This is a genomic window from Streptomyces prunicolor NBRC 13075 (assembly GCF_000367365.1).
Classification (GTDB): Bacteria; Actinomycetota; Actinomycetes; order Streptomycetales; family Streptomycetaceae; genus Streptomyces; species Streptomyces prunicolor.
In genome coordinates this window covers 1-22436 of the sequence record NZ_BARF01000085.1, presented here as the reverse complement: position 1 = coordinate 22436, position 22436 = coordinate 1, and the positions used below count along the sequence as shown (strand labels likewise).

The following is a 22436-nucleotide window of genomic DNA, read 5'->3' as shown; positions in this document are numbered from 1 at the left end:
AGTACCGTCGATCAAGAAGCGTTCTCTACGATCCACACATGGTCAACTTCCGTCTCGAACGCACAGCCCCGCTTCCCCTTGAGGAGGCGTGGCGCCGGTTGACGGAGTGGCCACGCCATGCCGACGTGGTCCCGCTGACCAGGGTCACCGTGGTCACTCCGCCGCCGACCGGTGAGGGCACGGTCTTCGTGGCCCGCTCGGGTCTCGGGCCGTTCGCCTTCGACGACCGGATGGAGGTCACCGTGTGGCGACCGCCGACGCAGGACGAGCCGGGTCTGGTACGGCTGGAAAAGCGGGGGCGGGTCGTCACCGGCTGGGCGGAGATCGAGGTCCGGCCGGGGCCGGGGGGCCGTAGCCGCGTGGTGTGGGAGGAGGAGCTGCAGGTCCGCTTCCTGCCGCGTCTCCTCGACGGGCCGCTGCGGTGGGCGGCGCGGTCGATGTTCGGGCGGGCGGTGAACGGGCTGCTGCGACGGTCGTAGCGCAGTCGATCCTTACGGTTGTTAATCCTTACGGTTGTCAATCCTTACGGAGGCAGTCCTTAGGGCGTCAGTTCTTACAACCTCAGTCCTTACGGCCCGTCGCCGCGACCGTCACTCCCAGGCCGATCATCGTGAGGCCGCCGATGCCGCCCACCGCGGACAGTCGGCGGGGTGAGCGTGCGAACCAGTCGCGTGCGGTGGCGGCGACCAGCCCCCACACGCTGTCCGAGGCCACGGCGATGAGGTTGAAGACCAGGCCGAGCAGCAGCATCTGGCTGGTGACGTGGCCCTGTTCGCGGTCCACGAACTGGGGCAGTACGGCGGCGAAGAACACGATCGTCTTGGGGTTGGCCACCCCGACCGCGAACCCCTCCCACAGGGTGCGCAGACCGCTGTGCGGGGCCGCCTCCTCACCGGCGAACGCGGCCCGCAGCGAACCGCGTTGACGCCACGCCTTCACCCCGAGGTACACCAGGTAGGCGGCGCCGGCGAGCTTCAGTGCCGTGAAGACGAGCACCGAGCGTTCCACCAGCGAACCGATGCCCAGTGCCACCGCCACGACGAGCAGATAGGCGCCGAGCGTGTTGCCGAGCACGGTGGTCAGCGCGGCCCGGCGGCCGTGGGCCAGCGCCCGTCCGATCACGAACAGCACGCTGGGGCCGGGGACGATGATCAGCAGGAAGGACAGGGCCGCGAAGGCGACGAGTCGGTCGGTGGACACCATGCGCCCATGGAAGATCGGGGCGCCCCGGGCCCGCAACTCATTTCCCGCAGGCCCGATCTCGAGGTCCGGCGACCGTCGCCAACGCTCTAGTGTGATGGTCCTGAACGGCCCTTCCGGGCAACGGAATCAGGAAAGGTGACCGGCGGATGTCGCTTCGCCCCGGGGACGCGGAGACCATAGGCGGCTACGCGCTGCTCGACCGGCTCGGCAGTGGTGGGATGGGCGTCGTGTATCTCGGGCGGTCGGCCTCGGGACGGCAGGTCGCCGTCAAGGTCGTGCACGCGCAGTACGCCCTGGACGAGGAGTTCCGGGCCCGCTTCCGGCAGGAGATCGCAGCCGTCCGCCGCGTCAGCGGCGCCTTCACCGCGCCCGTCGTGGACGCCGACGCCGACGCCGAAGTCCCCTGGATGGCCACGCTCTACGTGCCCGGCCGCACCCTAGCCGAAGTCGTCGAGAAGGACGGCCCGTTGGAGGGCCGCGCCCTGCGCACACTCGCCCTGGGACTGGTCGAGGCGCTGCGGGACATCCATCAAGCGGGCGTCGTGCACCGGGACTTGAAGCCGAGCAACGTGCTGCTCGCCGAGGACGGCCCGCGCGTCATCGACTTCGGCATCTCCCGCGCCGCCGACAACCAGACCCTCACCGTCACCGGCCGCCTGATCGGCACCCCGCCCTTCATGTCCCCGGAGCAGTTCGCCGCGCCCCGGGACGTCACGGCCGCCTCCGACGTCTTCTCACTGGGCTCCCTGCTCGTGTACGCGGCCACCGGCAACCGCCCCTTCGACGGCGCCAGCCCGTACCTGACGGGTTATCAAGTCCTGCACGAGCAGCCCCGCTTGGAGGGCGTGTCCGAGCCGCTGCGGAGCATCGCCGAGCGCTGCCTCGACAAGGAGGCGACGGCCCGCCCCCAACTGCCGGAACTGCACGGCATGTTGCTGACCCTGCCCGAGAACGAGACCGGGTCCTGGTCCTGGTCCGGGGCGGCCACGGCGGCGGGCCTCCCGAGAACCGCCCGCCCCCGCCCGGCCACTCCCACCCCGGCGACCGTCCCCGACAACGGGCAACGCCCGCGCCGAACCCGGCGATTGGTCATCGCCCTCGCCACCGCACTCGCCGTGACCACCCTCGGTCTCACGACCCTGCACTGGGTGTCGGACCGTGACACGGACTCGGGCACGCCCGCCGCGTCCACGTCCTCGGCGTCCCCCGCCGCCGTGTCCCTGCCCACCGGCTGGAAGCCGTGGCGGGCGAGCCTGCTCACCGCCCAGACCGGCGATCCCCTCGACTACACCCAGTCCGGCTGCCTGGCGGGCGGCAGCACCGTGTACTGCGCCGGTACGGGCGCCACGGTCACCGCGCTGGACGCCGCCTCGGGCCGGGTCCGCTGGCGGTCGGGCAGCAGCCCCGAGACCTCGCTCCCCATCGGCGTCCGGGACGGGCGCGTCTACACCTACGACAAGCCCGACTCGAACGACACCTTCATCACCCGGCGCCTGGTCGCCCTGGACGCGAAGACCGGCACCCGGCTGTGGCTCCACCCGATCAGGGACGACACGGACCCGGTCCTGTTCGACGGCGGGATCCTGGCGATGGACACGGACGCGACGAGGTTCGTGGCCTACGACGCGTCGGGCCGTCGGCTGTGGACCGCGCCCATCTGGTCGAACCTCGGGAACTCCTGCACTCCGACGGCGCTGGGCGGCGCCCCGTACGCCGTCTGCACGGTCGAGGACGATCCCTCCCAGAGCGACTTCGTCCTGGTACGCCTCGACCCCGCCACCGGCGCGCAGCGAAAGATCGCCGAACTGCCCACGGGGGCACTGCCGTTGGGCGTCGACGAAGGCCGGGCGCTGTTCCTCGTGCCGAAGCTGGCGCCGGAGGTCTTCGGCAGCGGCCCGGACCAGCTGTACACCGCCCTCGACCGGGTGAACCCGAGCACCGGCGCGATCCAGCGGATCGCCCTGCCCGCCGCCACTCGCGGCACGGCCACCCTGGTCAAGGACGTGATCTACCTCGTCCGCCCGAACGGCACGGTCACCGCCGTCCGCGCGGCCGACGGCAAGCGGCTCTGGCAGCGGGGGACGGACACCGAGAACCTGTCGACGCCGGTACTGTCGGCGAAGTTCGACAGGCTCTATTTCTCGAACCAGTTCGGCCGTCTGCTGGCCCTGGACCGGAGCACCGGAGCCGTCGAGTGGCGTACGTCCGCACTGGCGAACGCCGGCGACTCCACGGACGACACCACGCCGTACGCCGTACTCGTCAAGGACGCGCTCGTGGCCGTGGCGGGCGACACGGCGTTCTCGGTACGGCCGCCCGCGGGGCGCTGAACCGCGCCGCTCAGGCCACCGAGCCGATCCGTCCGGCGGGCAGCGATGTCGCGTCGCGATGGATCGGCGTATGCGCCCCGGTGAGTGAAATGCCGGTGCCGCCACGCCTGTTGGCGACGATCTCGGCGGCGATCGACAGGGCCGTCTCCTCGGGCGTACGGGCGCCGAGGTCGAGCCCGATCGGGGATCGCAGGCGGGCCAACTCCATTTCCGTGACGCCGACTTCGCGCAGCCGCTCGTTGCGGTCGAGGTGGGTGCGCCGGGAACCCATCGCGCCGACGTACGCCACCGGGAGGCGCAGCGCGAGCTGGAGCAGGGGTACGTCGAACTTGGCGTCGTGGGTCAGGACGCACAGGACCGTGCGGGCGTCGACGTCCGTGCGCTCCAGGTACTTGTGGGGCCACTCGACGACGATCTCGTCGGCGTCGGGGAAGCGGGCCCGAGTGGCGAAGACGGGGCGGGCGTCGCACACCGTCACGTGGTAGTTCAGGAACTTGCCGACGCGGACCAGTGCGGAGGCGAAGTCGATCGCGCCGAACACGATCATCCGGGGCGGCGGGACCGAGGACTCGACCAGGACCGTGAGCGGGGCCCCGCAGCGGGAGCCCTGCTCGCCGATCTCGACGGTGCCGGTGCGGCCCGCGTCCAGATAGGCACCGGCCTCGGCGGCGACCGTGCGGTCCAGTTCGGGGTGGGCGCCGAAGCCGCCGTCGTAGGAACCGTCGGGGTGGACGACGATCGCACGGCCCCGCAACGGAGTTGGGCCCGAGACGATCCGGGCCAGGGCCGCCGCGCCGCCGCTCGACGCGGTCGACAGGGCGGCGGTGACCACCGGGCGGGCGGGGTCGCCGACCCGTACCGGTGTGACGAGGATGTCGATGACCCCGCCACAGGTCAGGCCGACGGCGAAGGCGTCCTCGTCGCTGTAGCCGAAGCGCTCCAGGACGGTTTCGCCGTCCGCCAGCGCCTGTTGGCACAGTTCGTAGACCGCGCCCTCCACACAGCCCCCGGAGACCGAGCCGATCGCCGTACCTTCGGTGTCCACCGCGAGGGCGGCGCCGGGCTGGCGGGGCGCGCTGCCGCCGACAGCCACCACGGTGGCGACGGCGAAGTCACGGCCCTGCTCGACCCACCGGTGCAGCTCTTCGGCGATGTCCAGCATCTCGGTCTCCTAACGGGGTTGCGGGGAAGGGTAGTTGATGCGGGCTAGTGCACGCCCAGCCAGCTCTCGACCGGGTTGAGGGCGAAGTACACCAGGAAGATGACCGTCAGCCCCCACATGAAGGGGCTGATCTCCCGCGCCTTGCCCTGGGCGGCCTTGATGGCGACGTACGAGATGACTCCCGCGGAGACACCCGCGGTGATGCTGTACGTGAACGGCATCACAACTACCGTCAGGAAGACAGGGATTGCGGTGGCCCGGTCCGCCCAGTCCACGTGGCGGGCGTTCATCAGCATCATCGAGCCGATGACGACCAGGGCCGCGGACGCGACCTCCTGCGGGACGATCGCGGTGAGGGGAGTGAAGAACAGGCACGCGGCGAAGAACAGGCCGGTGACCACCGAGGCGAGGCCCGTGCGCGCGCCCTCCCCCACCCCCGTCGCCGACTCGATGAAGACGGTCTGGCCGGAGCCGCCCGCCACGCCGCCGATCGCGCCGCCGGCGCCGTCGATGAACAGCGCCTTCGACAGACCCGGCATCCGGCCCTTGGCGTCGGCGAGTTGGGCCTCGGTGCCGACGCCGATGATGGTGGCCATCGCGTCGAAGAAGCCGGCCAGGACGAGCGTGAACACGATCATGCCGACCGTCATCGCGCCGACCTTGCCCCAACCCCCGAACTCCACATGGCCGAAGAGCGAGAAGTCCGGCATCGAGACCGCGCTGCCGTGCAGTTCGGGGGCGGCGCCGCTGGCCCACTGCTTGGGGTCGATGACCCCGGCGGCGTTCAGGATCGCGGCGACGACCGTGCCGGTGATGATGCCGATGAGGATCGCGCCGGGCATGTTGCGGGCCTGGAGCATGAAGATCAGGAGCAGGGTGCCGGCGAACAACAGGACGGGCCAGCCCGTGAGTTCACCCGCCGGGCCGAGGGTGAGCGGGGTCGCCTTGCCCTGGTGCACGAAGCCGGACTTGTAGAAGCCGATGAGCGCGATGAACAGACCGATGCCCATCGTGATGCCGTGTTTCAGCGCGAGCGGAATCGCGTTCATGATCATCTCGCGCAGGCCGGTGACGACGAGCAGCATGATGACCACGCCGTACATCACGCACATGCCCATCGCCTGCGGCCACGTCATCTGCGGGGCGACCTGCGAGGAGAGCACACCGGAGACGGAGAGTCCGGCGGCGAGGGCGAGCGGCACCTTGCCGACGAAGCCCATCAGGAGGGTGGTGAAGGCCGCGGCGAACGCGGTCGCGGTGATCAGGCCTTTCTGGCCGAGGGTGTCACCCGCGACGTCCTTGCCGGACAGGATCAGGGGGTTGAGCAGCAGGATGTACGCCATCGCCATGAAGGTGGTGACTCCGCCGCGCACCTCGCGCGCGACGGTCGATCCCCGCCGGGATATGTGGAAGTACCGGTCGAGCCAGGACCGGCCGGCCGGGACGCGGGTTCCTTCACCCGAGTCCTCGGCGGCGGTCCTGGGTTCCACTGACTGCTGGGTCATGGGGCCATCTCCCAAGGTTCACAGGGGCACCCGTCGGCCGCCTCGGCGGCGCGCGGGATTTGGGATGGACGACCCGGGGGACGGCCCGAGACGAACAATGGGGACCTGGGGGGATCAACTCCCCCCAAGGCGTCACCGGTTGGGACCCCGAAAGGTCACGTGCCCGTGAGGTGCTCCGGGCGTACCGGTGTCCTGTTCAGTTCCAGCCCTGTCGCGTTCCGAATGGCCGCCAGGACGGCCGGAGTTGACGACAGGGTGGGGGCCTCGCCGATGCCGCGCAGCCCGTACGGGGCGTGCTCGTCGGCGAGTTCGAGCACATCGACCGGAATGGTCGGCGTGTCGAGGATGGTGGGGATCAGGTAGTCCGTGAAGGACGGGTTCCTGACCTTGGCGGTCTTCGGGTCGACGATGATCTCCTCCATGACCGCCACGCCGAGACCCTGGGTCGTACCGCCCTGGATCTGGCCGATGACGGACAGCGGGTTGAGCGCCTTTCCGACGTCCTGCGCGCAGGCCAGCTCGATCACCTTGACCAGGCCGAGTTCGGTGTCGACCTCGACCACGGCGCGGTGCGCGGCGAACGTGTACTGGACGTGCCCGAAGCCCTGCCCGGTGCGCAGGTCGAAGGCCTCGGTGGGGCGGTGCCGCCACTCGGCCTCGATCTCTACGGCCTCACCTTCGAGGACGTCCGCCAGATCGGCGAGCACCTCGCCGCCGTCGGTGACCACCTTGCCGCCCTCCAGGAGGAGTTCGGCGGTGGCCCAGGCCGGGTGGTAGGTGCCGAGCTTGCGGCGGCCCATCTCCAGGACCTTCTCGCGGACCAGCTCGCAGGAGTTCTTGACGGCGCCACCGGTGACGTACGTCTGACGCGACGCCGACGTCGAACCCGCCGAACCCACCTGCGTGTCCGCCGGGTTGATCGTCACCTGGGTGACGCCCAGCTCGGTGCGGGCGATCTGCGCGTGGACGGTGACTCCGCCCTGGCCGACTTCCGCCATCGCGGTGTGCACGGTGGCCACCGCCTCGCCGCCGACAACCTCCATACGGACCTTGGCCGTTGAGTAGTCGTCGAAGCCCTCGGAGAAGCCGACGTTCTTGATGCCGACCGCGTAGCCGACGCCTCGCACGACGCCTTCGCCGTGCGTGGTGTTGGACAGGCCGCCGGGCAACTGCCGTACGTCGGCGGCCTCTCCGGCCGCGAGCCACTGCTGCTCGGGCGGCATGGGCATCGCCTTGACGCGGCGCAGGAGTTCGGCGACCGGCGCCGGGGAGTCGACCGGCTGCCCGGTCGGCATGATCGTGCCCTGCTCCATCGCGTTGAGCTGACGGAACGCGACCCGGTCCATGCCCACCTTGTCGGCGAGCTTGTCCATCTGGGCCTCGTAGGCGAAGCACGCCTGGACCGCGCCGAAACCGCGCATCGCGCCGCAGGGCGGGTTGTTGGTGTAGAGGGCGATGGCCTCGATGTCGACGTCGTCGATGACGTACGGTCCGGCACCGAGCGACGAGGCGTTTCCTACGACCGCCGGGGAGGCGGAGGCGTAGGCGCCGCCGTCCAGGACGATCCTCGCCTTGAGGTGGGTGAGCTTGCCGTCCTTCGTCGCGCCGTGCTCGTAGTAGAGCTTGGCGGGGTGGCGGTGGACGTGGCCGAAGAAGGACTCGAAGCGGTTGTAGACGATCTTGACGGGCTTACCGGTGCGCAGGGCCAGCAGGCAGGCGTGGATCTGCATCGACAGGTCCTCGCGACCGCCGAACGCGCCGCCGACGCCGGACAGCGTCATCCGGACCTTGTCCTCGGGCAGGCCGAGCACGGGGGCGATCTGACGCAGGTCGGAGTGCAGCCACTGAGTGGCGATGTAGAGGTCGACACCGCCGTCCTCGGCCGGGACCGCGAGACCGGACTCGGGGCCGAGGAACGCCTGGTCCTGCATGCCGAAGGTGTACTCGCCCTCGACGATGAAGTCGGCGCGCTCGCGGGCCGCCGCCACGTCGCCGCGAATGATCGGCTGACGGTGCACGATGTTCGGGTGCGGGACATGGCCGATGTGGTGGTCGTCGCGGCCCTCGTGGATGAGGATCGCGTCCGGCGCGGTCGCGGACAACTCGTCGGTGATGACCGGGAGTTCGCGGTACTCGACCTTGATCTTCGCGGCGGCGCGGCGGGCCGTCTCCGGGTGGTCGGCGGCGACGATCGCGACCGGCTCGCCGTGGTGGCGGACCTTGCCGTGCGCGAGGACCGGGGTGTCCTGGATCTCCAGGCCGTAGTTCTTCACGTCGGTCGGGAGGTCGTCGTAGGTCATGACGGCATAGACGCCCGGGGTCTTCAGCGCCTCGACGGTGTCGATGGAGACGATCTCGGCGTGGGCGACCGTGGAGCGCAGGATCTGGCCCCAGAGCATGTCCTCGTGCCACATGTCGGAGGAGTACGCGAACTCGCCGGTGACCTTGAGGGTGCCGTCCGGGCGGAGCGTGGACTCGCCGATGCCGCCCTTGGTCTGCGAACCCTGGGTGACCTTGGTGGGAGTGCCGATGGGGGCGCCTTTTGCGGAGATGTCAGACATGTCAGACCGCCTCTCCCTGCCGGGCGGCCGCCAGGCGTACCGCGTCCATGATCTTCTCGTAGCCGGTGCAGCGGCACAGGTTGCCCGAGAGCGCCTCGCGGATGTCCGCGTCGCTCGGGGTCGGGTTGTGCTCCAGCATCTCGTCGGCGGCGACGAGGAGCCCGGGGGTGCAGAAGCCGCACTGGACGGCGCCGGCGTCGATGAACGCCTGCTGGATGGGGGCGAGTTGGGTGCCCTCGCCGGTCTGCGAGTCGAGCGGTTTCGCCTGCCAGCCCTTGGCCTCGTCAACTGACGTACCGCAGGCGCCCGTTCCGCAACTTCCGTGTTCCGCGCGCTGCTTGGCGTAGTCCGCGAGCCCCTCGACCGTGACGACCTCGCGGCCCTCGACCTGACCGGCGGCGACGAGACAGGAACACACCGGGATGCCGTCGAGGCGGACCGTGCAGGAGCCGCACTCACCTTGCTCGCAGGCGTTCTTGGAGCCGGGCAGCCCCATCCGCTCGCGCAGGACGTACAGGAGGCTCTCGCCCTCCCACACGTCGTCCGCTTCCTGCCGGCGGCCGTTGACCGTGAAATTGACGCGCATCAGGCGACTCCCTCCGTGGGGGCGGCGGTGCCGCGATAGGACTCCCAGGTCCAGGTCAGGGTGCGGCGGGCCATGATGCCGACCGCGTGCCGGCGGTAGCTGGCGGTGCCCCGGACGTCGTCGATCGGATTGCAGGCGGCGGCGCACAGGTCCGCGAACTGCTTGGCGACCGACGGCGTGATGATCTTCCCGCTCTCCCAGAAGCCGCCCTCGTCGAGCGCCGCGTTCAGGAATTCCTCGGCGGCCTTCGCCCGGACGGGGGTCGGCGCGGCCGAACCGATGCCGGTGCGGACCGTGCGGGTGGCGGGGTGGAGGGCGAGGCCGAAGGCGCAGACGGCGATGACCATGGCGTTGCGGGTGCCGACCTTGGAGTACTGCTGCGGGCCGTCCGCCTTCTTGATGTGCACGGCCCTGATCAGCTCGTCGGGCGCGAGCGCGTTGCGCTTCACGCCGGTGTAGAACTCGTCGATCGGGATGAGCCGCGTGCCGCGCACCGACTCGGCCTCGACCTCGGCGCCGGCCGCGAGGAGCGCGGGGTGGGCGTCGCCGGCCGGGGAGGCGGTGCCGAGGTTGCCGCCGACGCCGCCGCGGTTGCGGATCTGCGGGGAGGCGACCGTGTGCGAGGCGAGGGAGAGGCCCGGCAGCTCGCCGCGCAGGTTCTCCATGATCCGGGTGTACGGGACCGAGGCCCCGAGCCGCACGCTGTCGGCGCCGACCTCCCATTCGTAGAGATCGCCGATGCGGTTCAGGTCGAGGAGGTACTCGGGCCGGCGGTGGTCGAAGTTGATCTCGACCATCACATCGGTGCCGCCCGCGATCGGTACTGCGGTGGGGTGCTCGGCCTTCGCGGCGAGCGCCTCCTCCCAGCTGGCGGGGCGAAGGAAGTCCATGACCGGCTCTCTTCTTCGTCTCGTGGGTCGTACGGATCAAGCCAGTTCGTGTGCGGCGGGTCCGGCTCGTTCATGTGCTGTTAATGCAGCGTGAGGTCAGTACACAGCGCCGTGCGCGGAGCGGGTCAGTCACGGAAACCATGAAGGAGTTGGCTGGCCAGGGCGGGCATCTTGTAGATTCATATGAACAGAGGCCATCAGTAACCCCTCCGATTCCCTGTGGAAACGTGGGAAACAGCCCCGCACCCACAGCACCTCTTGGTTCATCGTAGTTTTCTAGACAAAGAACGGCGGCGACGGCGATGCGGCTGCGCGCACTCCTGGACACCGATGCGCTGGGGCTGCGGCTGCTCGGCGGCGAGGACGAGCTGGATCGCACGGTCCGCGGGGTGATGACCACCGACCTGCGCGACCCCACCCGCTACCTCTCGGGCGGCGAGCTGGTCCTGACCGGTCTGGCCTGGCGCCGGAACGCCTCCGACACCGAGCCGTTCGTACGGCTCCTGGTCTCCGCCGGGGTGGCCGCGCTGGCCGCCGGCGAGGCCGAGCTGGGCGCCGTCCCGGACGACCTCATAGCCGCCTGCGCCCGGCACCGGCTGCCGCTGTTCGCGGTCAACGAGTCGGTGGCGTTCGCGACGATCACCGAGCATGTCGTACGGCAGGTGTCCGGTGAGCGGGCCGGTGATCTCGCGGCCGTGGTGGACCGGCACCGCCGGATGATGACCTCGGGCCCCGCAGGGGGCGGCCCGGACGTGGTGCTGGACCTGCTCGGCTCGGACCTGGATCTGCGGGCGTGGGTACTGTCGCCGACCGGGCGGCTCATCGCGGGTTCGAAGGTGTCGGGGCCCGCGCTGCCCGTCGACGTGTGCGCGAAGCTGGCCGCCGAGCAGCTGGCCGCCGCCCGCACGGGCCGCCGGGGACCGCACCGGCTGGCGCTGGGCGGCTCGACGTACTCGCTCTTCCCGATCCGTGGCGGCGGGCGGTCCGCGCAGGGCTCGCGGGACGTGCGCGAGACGGTGCTGTCGGACTGGCTGCTCGCGGTCGAAGCGGATGCCGGGGACTGGCCGGACGAGCGGCTCGACCTGCTCCAGGGAGTCACGCAGCTGATCGCCGTCGAGCGGGACCGGCGGGACGCGGCGCGCACGGTCCGCAGACGGCTTGCGCAGGAGGTCCTGGAGCTGGTCCAGACGGGTGCCGCGCCGTCCGAGATCGCCGCGCGGCTACGGGTCGCCGCTCCTGTCCTGCTGCCCGGGCTCGGCGCGGCCCCGCACTGGCAGGTGGTCGTGGCCCGGGTCGAGTGGGACGGCGCGGACATCGAGGCGGGCCCGGTCGCGCAATCGCTCCTGGAGGAGATCCTGGTCGACCCGCTGGCGACCGGCCCCGAGCCTTCCGACCGGATCGCCGTGGCCCACTCGGGCGACGAGGCGATCGCGCTCGTACCGCTGCCCGCGGTGTCGGCGGAGCACGACGGCTCCGAGTCCGGGATCCACGCGGACGTGCTGCTGGCGGCCGTACGGGATCCGCTGTCGGCCGGGCTCGACGACGACGGGCGGGTCACGCTCGGGGTGAGCGCGGCGGTGCACTCGGCGGAGGGGCTGCGCGGGGCGCTGGAGGAGGCGCGGCACGCGAGACGGGTGGCCGCCGCCAGGCCCGGGCGGGTGTGTGCGGCGGGGCACCAGGAGCTGGCCTCGCACGTGCTGCTGCTGCCGTTCGTGCCGGACGACGTGCGGCGGGCGTTCACCGCGCGGCTGCTCGACCCGCTGCGGGACTACGACCGCCGGCACCGCGCGGAGCTGATTCCGACGCTGGAGGCGTTCCTGGAGTGCGACGGTTCCTGGACGCGCTGTGCGAGCCGGCTGCACCTGCACGTCAACACGTTGCGCTACCGGGTCGGCAGGATCGAGCAGTTGACGAGTCGGGACCTCTCGCGCCTTGAGGACAAGCTGGATTTCTTCCTGGCACTGCGGATGAGCTGACCCGAAGATCCCACGACTTTGTGAATTCTTTCACCCACCCTCTTGGCCGGGCCGCCCGATCCGTGCTGAGATGCGGCCACCACTCAACAGCTCAATGGTGTGCTCGGGGAGGGCAACGTGGCGCATTCCGCCATGTCCGGTAACGGAACGACCGCTGGTGACGATCCCCTCCAGACCGCGGTGTGGCGGCTGCGCTCGCGGGCCTGCTGGGTCGACGCGGCGGCGCTGCTGCGGCCCGACACCGCGGCACCGGCCCTCCAGCGGACCGCGCTGCTCGTGGAGCGGTGTCTCTACACCGAGCAGGGCTGGGAGGACGCCGACGACGCGCTGCGTACGGCGGAGGCGCTGGCCCACAGTGACGACGAGCGGGGCGCGGCGGCCTGCGAGCGCGGGTACCTCGCCTACGCGGCCACCCTGCACTCGGTGCGCGACCGGGCCGACGAGGCGCGGGCCGCGCTCGGGCGGGCGGCGGCGCTGATCCCGCCGGACGGTGCGGGGCGGGCGCTGCTGGACTTCCGGCGGGGGCTGGTCGCGGAGAACCTGGCCCGTTCGCCGCAGGCCGCGCGGGCCGCGTACCGGCGTGCGCACGCGGGGGCCGCCGACCAGGCCGACCCGCTGCTGCTGTCGTTCACCCATCGCCACCTGGCCGGACTGGCCCTGCGGGACGGGGAGTTGGCGGAGGCCCGGCACGGCTTCGCCGAATCCCTGCGGATCCGGGAGGAGTTGGGCTACCTCGTCGGCACGGCACCGGCTCTCGCCTCGCTCGCGGACGCGGAGGCCGAGCCGGAGGCGTCCCGGTTGCGCGAGGAGGCCCGGCGCCTTTTCCGGCTGCTCGGGGGCGTACCGACGTGGCTGGCACGGCAGTTGGCGGTGCCGACGCCGGGGGCGGCCACCGCGTAGATCACCCGCCGTCGGTCCGGCACCGGCACTCGCTTCCCTCGCGGCGACGGCGTAGGTCAGGAGCCCTCGGTCCGGTTCTGCACGACGTTCACGATGTGGTGGACGAACTGCAGGACTGATGACCGGAGTTCGGGGTCGCGGGCGACCAACACCCCGACGGCGACGAGCAGGAGGAAGGACAGGAGGCTGCCGCCGCGGCCCGAGCGTGAGTGGCTGCGGCGGGCTCCCGCCTGCGCGGCGCGCATCCCGTCCTGTGCCGCCTGTCGTGCCGACTGCTCGGCGCCCCGCCGCGCGGCCTGTTGGGCGGCCTGCTGACCCGGATTCGGAAACATCGGCGCTCTCCCCCGCGGAACGGTCGTCCCTTTCCGTGGGGCACGTCACCGCCGGTCGGGAGGGTTCCCGGCGAGGCTCTCGGTGGCCGGACCCGGACCCGCTCGTGACCGGAGTCACATATTCGGATTCACGCGGCTCCCGCGAAGTGCTCCCGCACCAGTGACTGCGCCACGTCCCACTCCCCCGCGACCAAGGCCTCCAGGAGCGCGAGGTGTTCGGCCGCGTCCGCCGCGAGGTCGGCCCGTCCGCGGGTGACGGGGCCGCCGACCAGCGGCCACTGGGCGCGCCGGTGCAGGTCCTCGGCGATGTGGACGAGCTGCTCGTTCCCGGAGAGGGAGAGGAGGGCGCAGTGGAAGGCCCGGTCGGACTCGGCGTACGTCGCCCGGCACCCGGAGGACGCGGCGCGGACGGTCCCCTCGGCCAGCGGACGCAGGTCGGCCCAGCGGGCGGCGGGCACGGTGCGGGCGAGCCGGAGCATCACCGGCACCTCGATCAGGGCGCGGATCTCGGCCAGTTCGGCGAGTTCGCGGGCGCCGCGCTCGATCACGCGGAAACCCCGGTTCGGTACGACCTCGACGGCACCCTCGGCGGCGAGTTGCTGCATGGCCTCGCGGACGGGGGTGGCGGAGACGCCGAACCGCTCGCCGAGCGCGGGCGCGGAGTAGACCTCGCCGGGGGTCAGTTCGCCGCCGACGAGCGCGGTGCGCAGCGCGTCGAGTATCTGACCGCGCACGGAGGAACGCTGGACGACCGCACGGGGCCGCGATGGGGGTCCCCCCGCTCGAGCGAAGCCGAGAGTGGGGGACGGCGTCTCGCTGTGCGTGTGCTCACCGCGCACCGCACCGGCGCCGTCCCCGAGCGACCGGTCCCGGTCCACATCGGCGGCGCGCTGCTGCGGCGGCACCCAGGCCCCTCGTGACATACGCGGGTCCGGAACACCCGTCCCGGCGGAAGCCTGCGTGCCCTGCTTCACGGGTCCTCCTCCGGACGTGTCGGTACTTGGGGTCATTACGGCGTCTTGTTACTCGTCCGTCAAGCACCTTAGGCGCAGATCGGACTAGTTCAAATTACTGAAGTGATGGGTAAGGTAAGCCTTACCTTTAAACCAACGGCGAATCGGTGGTCCCGGCATGCCCTTGCCTTCTTCGGCCGTAGCGGACGCGTACGCCCGCCTCACCGAGGTCATCCCCGGGCTCGCGATCACCGAACTCACTCCGGAGCAACCGATCCCGACCGGCGGCGGCTGGGTCTCGGCCGCCGCGCTCGCGGAGGGCGGCGCGGGCCTGGAGTCATTCCTGGCCAGGGACGACGCCCAGGTCCTGCGCGACCACGGCCGCCGGGGCCGCCCGGACGTGATAGCCACCTTCGGCCTGCACCACTACGCCTGGCCGGTCGTCCTCCTGTTCACCGTCCCGTGGTTCCTGCACCGCCGCGTCCCCCGCCTCCCCGTGACCCACGTCTCCTACGACCGCACGGCCGCGGGCTTCGACATGGGCCGGCTGGCCGTCCGCACCGACGCCTTCGCCTGCCTGCCCGGCGACCCGGCCGCGCTGCTGCCCGGCGCGCGGGTGGTCCCGGACGAGGAGGCGCTGCGGGCGGAGGTGCGGGCCGCGGTGGCCGAGCACATGGAGCCGGTCCTGGCCGGCTTCGGCCCGCGGATGCGTCGGCGGGGCCGCGCCCTGTGGGGCATGGCGACCGACGAGGTCGTCGAGGGCATCTGGTACGTCGCCGATCTCTTCGGCGAACAGCCGCGCGCCGTACGGGAGTTGGAGCGGCTGCTGCCGGGTGCGACCAAGCCGTACGTCGGTTCGGCCGCGTTCCGCGAGGTGACCGGGCCGAACGGCGAGGCGCTGTCCACCCGGGACCGGGCCAGTTGCTGTATGTACTACACGCTGGACGCCGAGGACGCGTGCGCGACCTGTCCGCGCACCTGCGAGACGGAGCGGGTCACCAAGCTGCTGGCCACAGCCGTGAGTTGAGGGACCCTCAGTCACACGCTCCACTCGGGGCCCGCTAGGATCAGCCGCGAACAAGGCGTCCGTCCGGTTACAGGTGCTTCACAACTTCCTCACTTGCCGCAGGAACTTTCCGTGGAACCACCCGTACGGGTAGTCTTATTCGAACTCAACTCCCGCCCCTCAAGCGGCAGTTCGAGCAGAAAGCCGCCCTGGGCATCCCCTTGCACCTCCTTGGCGGCCTCTTGCCCCGAAAACGCCTGAGGGCCGTTGGGATTGGGCCACTATGGCGGGCGTTACGCCCTATCCCAATGCAAGGGACCCCAGATGAGACTGACCGACATATCGCTTAACTGGCTGCTTCCCGGCGCCGTACTGCTCCTGGGCATGCTGGCGGCGGTTGCGGTGCTCGCGCGGAGCAAGCGGTCCGGCGGGGAGCACGCGAAAGACGACTCGTGGGAGCGCACGGAGGAGCGCCGCAGGCGCAAGGAGGCCATATACGGCATCGCCTCCTACGTCCTCCTGTTCTGCTGTGCGGCGGTCGCCGCGGCACTCTCCTTCCACGGACTGGTCGGCTTCGGCCAGGAGAACCTCGGCCTGACCGACGGCTGGGAGTACCTGGTCCCGTTCGGCCTCGACGGCGCGGCCATGTTCTGCTCCGTCCTCGCCGTGCGTGAGGCCAGCCACGGTGACGCGGCCCTCGGCTCGCGCATACTCGTGTGGACGTTCGCGGCCGCGGCCGCCTGGTTCAACTGGGTGCACGCGCCCAGGGGCATCGACCACGCGGGCGCTCCGCAGTTCTTCTCCGGCATGTCGCTGTCGGCCGCGGTCCTCTTCGACCGCGCGCTGAAGCAGACCCGACGGGCCGCGCTGCGCGAGCAGGGTCTGGTGCCGCGTCCGCTGCCGCAGATCCGTATCGTCCGCTGGCTGCGGGCCCCCCGCGAGACCTACAGCGCCTGGTCGCTGATGCTCCTGGAGAACGTGCGCAGCCTGGACGAGGCGGTCGACGAGGTGCGCGAGGACAAGGCGAAGAAGGAGGAGACCCGACTGCGCCGCCGCGACCAGCAGCGCATCGAGCGGGCCCAGCTCAAGGCCATAAGCCGGGGCCAGCGCGGCCTCATGGGCCGGGGCGGCGGCCGTTCGCCGGAACCGCAGGCCCTGGAGCGCGGCTCCGGTCAAGCATCCGCGGAGCCTGCTCTATCGACGCCGGAACAGCTGCCGGTTCGCACGCGTCCCTCACTCCAGCCAGTCCGCGGGGCATCTGACCCGATAACCGTCGACCTCACCGCCGAGGACGACACGATGGCCCTGCCGCGCCTCGACTCCCTGGAGCGCAAGCTCAAGGACCTGGAGCAGCAGTTCGGCTGAGCCGAGGGCTGAGAACCTGGATCCGGGACCGGGCGACATCGGGACGGGGGCGAAGTCCAACTGGACTCCGCCCCCGTCCCGTTGCTCATGCCGGGCCCGTCGTCTCGCTCATGCCGCGTCCGAATCCAGCTCGAACCAGACGGACTTGCCCACCCCGTGGGCCGACACTCCCCAGGCGTCCGCGAGGGACTGCACCAGGAACAGGCCCCGCCCGTGCGTACCGTCGTCGGCGTCCGGTACGCGCAGTCGGGGCCTGCGGGCCACGAAGTCCCGTACCTCCACGCGCAGTCCACCGGGTCCCACGGTCGCCGTGAGCACGGCGTCGTGGTCGGTGTGGATCAGCGCGTTGGTGACGAGTTCACTCGTGAGCAGCTCCGCTATCTCCGATCGTCCCGGCCTCCCCCAGTGCCGTAGCAGTTCACGCAACGCTCTGCGCGCCTCGGGCACCGCCCGCAGGTCCGCGCGTCCGAGTCTGCGCCTCAGTTGAGGCGGCTGCGCCGGTTCCGTGGCGCTGTCGGCCTTGTCCTCCGCCGCTTTCGCCGAGGAGGCCCCGATCGCCATGGGACCGCCCCCTCGTGCTTGCCTTTTCATGACCCCCGCCTGCACGCCGGTTTCCGGTTCCCTCCTGCTCGAACATGTTCACGGGGATCCATGCCCTCGTCGGGAACAGGGCAGTCATGTCGAATCGTCAACGACCGGGTGTTCGGCCACAGTTGCGCCGGGTCCGGCGGGGCGGAGGTTTCGGGGGCGCTGCCGTCCGTACGGTCGAACGGCCACGGTACGGAGCATGCGGCGCGGGTGGGGCGGTCGGGGCGTTCCCCTCCGGGGTGTCATGGCTCCCGGCGTCGGGACCAGACACCCCGTGACGTCCTGACCACCGGCGATCGAACCGACTGCCGATGCGCGGCTGCCGATCCGGCCGTAGTCCGCGAAGGCGTGGGGCGATTGGTCCCCCCGGACCTCCTTCGAAGCCCACGCTCCGCGAAACTGGCCGGAATCAGCCGCTCAGGAACCGCGAACAGCTCCTCTACGGGGCTTACTTGCCGCCGATTCCCTTCGTACCGATGTGGAAGATCTTGTGGGTCGTGCGGGTCATGTCGACGACCAGCTTCGTGGTGTCCCCGCCGCCCCAGGTGAGGGTGACGGTGGCCTCGGTGTAGTCGGCGGTGCCGTTGTCGGTGACCTTCCAGCTCATCGGGGTGTTCTGCGCCTGGAGGACGCCGTCCGCGTGGTTCTTCGCCTCCCAGGCCTTCAGCTCCTTCAGGTAGGCGGGGGTGAGGTAGTAGTTCCGCAGCTCCGTGGCCAGCTTGCCGCCACCGCTGTCGAGGTCGCTCTCGGCGTCGACGTAGGCGCCGTAGAAGTCGGCGATGCGGGTGATGTTGTCGTCCGGCGAACCGCTCACGGTGCGCGGGGCGCCGGCGGAGGCCTGGGCCGCCAGGCCCAGCCCGAGGGCGAGGGCGAGGCCGGCGGCGAGGGCGGTGCGGCGCGTGGCCTTCTTGCTGTTCACGTGTGTTTCCCCGTTCGGGTCGATGCCGTGCTGTGGTCGGACCGAGCTTCGGCGTTCGGCGGCGGCGACCGCAATGACCGACACCAACCCCGCAACGGTGGAACCGTCCCACCCCTCCTGACCTCCTGATATAGGGAGTCTCTGGGATGCCGTCCTGGGACGCGACACGCACGGGAGCGATGGTGTCGGGCGAGGCCAACGACAAGGACGTCGAGGAGTTCGCGGCGCTGCTACGGCGCCTGAAGGCACGCACGGACCGCAGCTACAGCCAGCTGGCCCGCCGCCTGAACATGAACGCGTCGACCCTGCACCGCTACTGCGTGGGCGAGGCGGTCCCCCTCGACTTCGCCCCCGTCGAACGCTTCGCTGCGCTGTGCGGGGCGACACCGGAGGAACGGCTGGAGCTGCACCGGTACTGGATCCTGGCGGTCGCGGCGCGACAGCGGAGGCGGGATGCGGAGCCGCCGGTGGAGAGCCCGGCTCCGGCTCCGGTTCCGGTTCAGGTCCCGGTTCCGGTTCAGGTCCCGGTTCCGGACGCGGCTCCTGAGCCCGCCGTCCGATCGCCCTGGTACCGACGACGGCTCCCGCTCACCGCCGCCGCGGTGTGTGCGGTGCTCGCGGTGTGGGGCACCCTGTCGGCGGTGTCCACGCACGACACGGCCGAGTCCAAGTCCAAGGCCGGCGCCACGGCGAAGGCCACCCCTTCCGCTCTCCCCGCTCCCCTCGCCTGGACCGCCAACTCCCAGGTGTGGGACCTCCATTGCAGCCATGACTACGTCGTCGACAAGTCACCCGCCCAGGTTCCGCGGCCCCCGGCCCAGGAGGACGCCGGGATCTGGGCGGCGCAACAGCACGCGGTGCACGGGCGGGACACGAACGTCGAGATCTCGGTGCAGGGCCGGACATCCACGGCGGTGGTCCTGGAGGCGCTGCGCGTACACGTCGTCGGCAGGGCAGCCCCGGCCCACGGCACCGCGTACGCCATGGACCAGGGCTGCGGCGGCGAGGTCAGCCCCCGCTACTTCGGCGTGGATCTGGACGCCGATCACCCGCAGGCGCGCCCGGTCGCCGGGAGCACCCTGGGGACGCCGGTCCCGGCCGTGCACCTGCCGTACCGGGTCTCCGCGCAGGACCCCGAGGTGCTCCTGGTCAAGGCGCGGACCCAGACCTGCGACTGCCGCTGGTACCTGGAACTCGACTGGTCCTCCCAGGGCCGCACCGGCACCCTCCGGATCGACGACCACGGCAAGCCGTTCCGCACGAGCGGCATCAAGGGCCTGCGGCACCTCTGGTACTCGTCGAACGGCTGGGCACCGTACGACAGTTAGGCCCCGACGGGTCTAAGGCCGGGGCATGTTGCGGATGTTGGAGCGGGCCATCTGGAGCATCCGCCCAACTCCCCCGTCCAGCACGATCTTTGAGGCCGACAACGCGAACCCGGTGACCATCTCGGCGCTGATCTTCGGCGGGATGGACAGCGCGTTGGGGTCGGTGACGACGTCCACGAGAGCAGGCCCGTTGTGCTTGAAGGCCGCCTTCAGGGCGCCTTCGAGGTCCTTGGGCTTCTCGACCCGCACACCGTAGGCACCGCAGGCGCGCGCCACGGCGGCGAAGTCGGGGTTCTTGTTGGTGGTGCCGTACGACGGGAGTCCGGCGACCAGCATCTCCAACTCGACCATGCCCAGGGAGGAGTTGTTGAACAGTACGACCTTCACCGGCAGGTCGTACTGGACGAGGGTGAGGAAGTCACCCATCAGCATGGAGAATCCGCCGTCACCGGACATCGACACGACCTGCCGCTCGGTGTCGGTGAACTGGGCGCCGATCGCCATCGGCAGCGCGTTCGCCATCGAGCCGTGCGAGAACGAACCGATGATGCGGCGGCGCCCGTTGGGCGTGATGTAGCGGGCGGCCCAGACATTGCACATGCCCGTGTCGACGGTGAACACGGCGTCCTCGTCGGCGAGTTCGTCGACCACGGCGGCCACGTACTCCGGATGGATCGGAACGTGCTTCTCGACCTTCCGCGTGTACGCCTTGACGACCCCTTCCAGCGCGTCGGCGTGCTTCTTGAGCATCCGGTCGAGGAACTTCCGGTCCCCCTTCGGCTTCACCCGCGGGGTGAGACAGCGCAGCGTCTCCTTCGCGTCGCCCCACACCGCGAGGTCCAACTTGGAGCGCCGGCCGAGGTGTTCGGGCCGTACGTCGATCTGGGCGATCTTCACGTCGTCGGGGAGGAAGGCGTTGTACGGGAAGTCGGTGCCGATGAGGATCAGCAGGTCGCACTCGTGGGTGGCTTCGTAGGCGGCGCCGTAACCGAGCAACCCACTCATTCCAACATCGAACTTGTTGTCGTACTGAATCCATTCCTTGCCGCGCAGGGCGTGTCCGATCGGGGACTTGATCTTCTCGGCGAACTCCATCACCTCGGCATGCGCACCGGCGGTGCCGCTGCCGCAGAACAGGGTGACCTTCTCCGCCGCGTCGATCATCTCGACGAGCTTCTCGATCTCGGCGTCGCCGGGCCGGACGGAGGGCCGGGAGGTGACGAGGGCGGTCTCGGCGGCCTTGTCCGGGGCGGGCTCGGAGGCGATGTCGCCCGGGAGCGAGACGACACTCACGCCGCTCTGCCCCACCGCGTGCTGGATGGCGGTCTGGAGCAGCCGGGGCATCTGCTTCGGGTTGGAGATGAGTTCGCTGTAGTGACTGCACTCCTGGAAGAGCCGGTCGGGGTGGGTCTCCTGGAAGTAGCCGAGACCGATCTCGCTGGACGGGATCTGCGAGGCGAGGGCGAGGACCGGGGCCATGGAGCGGTGGGCGTCGTAGAGGCCGTTGATGAGATGCAGGTTGCCGGGGCCGCAGGAGCCGGCGCAGGCCGCGAGCTTCCCGGTTATCTGCGCTTCGGCGCCGGCGGCGAAGGCGGCGGTCTCCTCGTGCCGTACGTGGATCCAGTCGATGGCGGAGTTGCGGCGGATCGCGTCGACGACCGGGTTGAGGCTGTCGCCGACGACGCCGTAGAGGCGTTTGACTCCGGCGCGGACGAGGATGTCGACGAACTGTTCGGCAACGTTCTGCTTGGCCATGGTTCTCGCGTGCCCTTCGGTTTCCGGTGTCCTGCGGATCCCTCTGGGTTCCATGAATTCACAGCCCGGGCGCTCACGCCTCCCAAACAGCGGCGGCCGTGCGGTCGTCGGCATAACCCTTGACCCGCACTTGGGTGTCGGCGAGGAACGCGGCGAGACCGGGCGGGGTGGTACCGGACCACCGCCCCGCCAGATGCGCGGACAGCTCGGGCTCGCCGCGCAGGGGCTCGGCCAGCCCGCCGGTGCACATGAGGAGCGCGTCCCCCGGGCGGGCGACGGAGGCACGGAAGCGGAAGGGTTCGCGGGGCGGTTCGGGGGCGGGTTCGTACGGGCTCGGGGGCGTCGGGATGCCGAGGTCCATGGTGAGCCGGTCGCCCTGGGGCGTCTCGGTGGGCTGCGACCCGAACCCGACGACGGCCTCGCCGCTCAGGTCGCCGACGGCGGGCTCGATGTCCTGCCACTCCCCGTCCCGCAACCGGAAGAGCCCGCCGGGCCCGACGCCGAAGAAGACGCGGGTACGGCACTCCGGATGCGCGGGAAGGAGGAGACACCGCAGCCCGGCCGAGTACTCCTCCGGATCGATGCCCTGTTCGGCGGCGCTGGCGCGGAGCTTGCCGAGGCTGCGGTCGGTGAGCCGGTGCAGCCCGGACTTCAGGTCCCCGCGCCGAGCAGCCCTTATGTCCTCGGAGAGCCGCGCGTGACTCCGGCCCACGGCCCGCGCGATCCAGTCACAGGCCTCGGCGGCGGCCCGATGCGCCCCCGGCGTGGCCCGGGCCCCGGTCGCCATCGCCACCAGCACCAACGCCTGCTCCCCGACCCCGAACCGCGCGGTCAGCAACGAGTCCCGCCGCGGCTCCCCCCGGAACCTCGCGGAGTCCCCCCGCACGGAAGCGGCCCTGATCGTGCTCGTCCCGTACCGCGCCCCGTCCAACACGGTGTCCGCGACCAGATCGTCGAGCTCGTCCGGGTCGGCGAGCGGGAGAGCGGTGGGCTCGGCGTCGTAGGTGGGGGGTCCGGAGCCTACGTAGTCGAGGGTGAGGGGTGCGGGTGGAGGCGGGGGCGGTGGTGCGAGGGCGG

General features: G+C 70.9%; 19 protein-coding genes. 7 read left to right on the top strand and 12 right to left on the bottom strand.

Annotated features, from left to right (window positions below):
* Positions 1-38: 38 nt before the first annotated feature.
* A complete protein-coding gene (locus tag SPR02S_RS35990) occupies positions 39-479 on the top strand; it encodes an SRPBCC family protein (protein WP_019061867.1) in 441 nt (146 codons plus the stop codon).
* 82 nt (positions 480-561) lie between these two features.
* Here the strand turns inward: SPR02S_RS35990 and SPR02S_RS35985 are convergent, their stop codons facing one another.
* On the bottom strand, positions 562-1203 hold the full coding sequence (locus SPR02S_RS35985; RefSeq protein ID WP_019061866.1) for a LysE family translocator: 642 nt from the start codon (positions 1201-1203) through the stop codon (positions 562-564).
* Between the two features lie 146 nt (positions 1204-1349).
* Between SPR02S_RS35985 and SPR02S_RS35980 the strand changes: the two genes are divergently transcribed.
* The gene (locus SPR02S_RS35980) at positions 1350-3533 is read left to right on the top strand and encodes a serine/threonine-protein kinase (protein WP_019061865.1); all 2184 of its coding nucleotides are present in this window, start codon (positions 1350-1352) and stop codon (positions 3531-3533) included.
* Between the two features lie 10 nt (positions 3534-3543).
* On the opposite strand, the gene SPR02S_RS35975 is transcribed toward SPR02S_RS35980, so the two are convergent.
* The 5 genes from SPR02S_RS35975 to SPR02S_RS35955 form a co-directional block, all read right to left on the bottom strand.
* On the bottom strand, positions 3544-4695 hold the full coding sequence (locus tag SPR02S_RS35975) for an XdhC family protein (protein ID WP_019061864.1): 1152 nt from the start codon (positions 4693-4695) through the stop codon (positions 3544-3546).
* Between the two features lie 44 nt (positions 4696-4739).
* A complete protein-coding gene (locus SPR02S_RS35970; RefSeq protein WP_019061863.1) occupies positions 4740-6200 on the bottom strand; it encodes an NCS2 family permease in 1461 nt (486 codons plus the stop codon).
* A 155-nt stretch (positions 6201-6355) separates the two neighbouring features.
* Complete coding sequence (locus SPR02S_RS35965) at positions 6356-8761, bottom strand: xanthine dehydrogenase family protein molybdopterin-binding subunit (RefSeq protein WP_019061862.1); 2406 nt, start codon at positions 8759-8761, stop codon at positions 6356-6358.
* Position 8762: 1 nt separating this feature from the next.
* Positions 8763-9347 (bottom strand): (2Fe-2S)-binding protein, encoded by a 585-nt coding sequence (locus tag SPR02S_RS35960; protein WP_019061861.1) that lies wholly within the window; start codon positions 9345-9347, stop codon positions 8763-8765.
* Positions 9347-10237 carry an FAD binding domain-containing protein gene (locus SPR02S_RS35955; protein ID WP_019061860.1) on the bottom strand — a complete coding sequence of 297 codons (891 nt, stop codon included), beginning with the start codon at positions 10235-10237 and terminating at the stop codon, positions 9347-9349. Before SPR02S_RS35955 ends, SPR02S_RS35960 begins: the two co-directional genes overlap by 1 nt.
* Before the next feature lie 302 nt (positions 10238-10539).
* On the opposite strand from SPR02S_RS35955, the gene SPR02S_RS35950 reads away from it, so the two are divergent.
* Both SPR02S_RS35950 and SPR02S_RS35945 read left to right on the top strand, forming a co-directional pair.
* Positions 10540-12213, top strand: coding sequence for a PucR family transcriptional regulator (locus SPR02S_RS35950; RefSeq protein WP_019061859.1), 1674 nt, complete (start codon positions 10540-10542; stop codon positions 12211-12213).
* A gap of 132 nt (positions 12214-12345) precedes the next feature.
* Positions 12346-13113 carry a hypothetical protein gene (locus tag SPR02S_RS35945; RefSeq protein ID WP_043258727.1) on the top strand — a complete coding sequence of 256 codons (768 nt, stop codon included), beginning with the start codon at positions 12346-12348 and terminating at the stop codon, positions 13111-13113.
* 56 nt (positions 13114-13169) lie between these two features.
* On the opposite strand, the gene SPR02S_RS35940 is transcribed toward SPR02S_RS35945, so the two are convergent.
* On the bottom strand, positions 13170-13445 hold the full coding sequence (locus SPR02S_RS35940; protein ID WP_019061857.1) for a hypothetical protein: 276 nt from the start codon (positions 13443-13445) through the stop codon (positions 13170-13172).
* 128 nt (positions 13446-13573) lie between these two features.
* A complete protein-coding gene (locus tag SPR02S_RS35935) occupies positions 13574-14419 on the bottom strand; it encodes a GntR family transcriptional regulator (RefSeq protein WP_026151157.1) in 846 nt (281 codons plus the stop codon).
* Positions 14420-14576: 157 nt separating this feature from the next.
* Here SPR02S_RS35935 and SPR02S_RS35930 point away from each other — a divergent pair, with 157 nt between their 5' ends.
* A complete protein-coding gene (locus SPR02S_RS35930; RefSeq protein ID WP_019061855.1) occupies positions 14577-15425 on the top strand; it encodes a (2Fe-2S)-binding protein in 849 nt (282 codons plus the stop codon).
* A 303-nt stretch (positions 15426-15728) separates the two neighbouring features.
* Entirely contained in the window at positions 15729-16769 is a 1041-nt protein-coding gene (locus tag SPR02S_RS35925; protein ID WP_019061854.1) for a DUF2637 domain-containing protein, read from the top strand.
* Positions 16770-16877: 108 nt separating this feature from the next.
* Here SPR02S_RS35925 and SPR02S_RS35920 read toward each other — a convergent pair whose 3' ends face one another.
* Together SPR02S_RS35920 and SPR02S_RS35915 are read right to left on the bottom strand one after the other, a co-directional pair.
* Positions 16878-17330: an ATP-binding protein gene (locus SPR02S_RS35920; RefSeq protein ID WP_019061853.1), complete on the bottom strand. Its 453-nt coding sequence runs from the start codon at positions 17328-17330 to the stop codon at positions 16878-16880.
* Between the two features lie 475 nt (positions 17331-17805).
* Complete coding sequence (locus SPR02S_RS35915; RefSeq protein WP_026151156.1) at positions 17806-18276, bottom strand: hypothetical protein; 471 nt, start codon at positions 18274-18276, stop codon at positions 17806-17808.
* A gap of 146 nt (positions 18277-18422) precedes the next feature.
* Here SPR02S_RS35915 and SPR02S_RS35910 point away from each other — a divergent pair, with 146 nt between their 5' ends.
* Positions 18423-19604, top strand: coding sequence for a helix-turn-helix domain-containing protein (locus SPR02S_RS35910; protein ID WP_019061851.1), 1182 nt, complete (start codon positions 18423-18425; stop codon positions 19602-19604).
* A 12-nt stretch (positions 19605-19616) separates the two neighbouring features.
* Here SPR02S_RS35910 and SPR02S_RS35905 read toward each other — a convergent pair whose 3' ends face one another.
* The gene (locus SPR02S_RS35905) at positions 19617-21359 is read right to left on the bottom strand and encodes a pyruvate dehydrogenase (protein WP_019061850.1); all 1743 of its coding nucleotides are present in this window, start codon (positions 21357-21359) and stop codon (positions 19617-19619) included.
* A 73-nt stretch (positions 21360-21432) separates the two neighbouring features.
* Positions 21433-22436: protein phosphatase 2C domain-containing protein (locus tag SPR02S_RS35900; protein WP_019061849.1), on the bottom strand; the 1004-nt coding region annotated here is incomplete at its 5' end.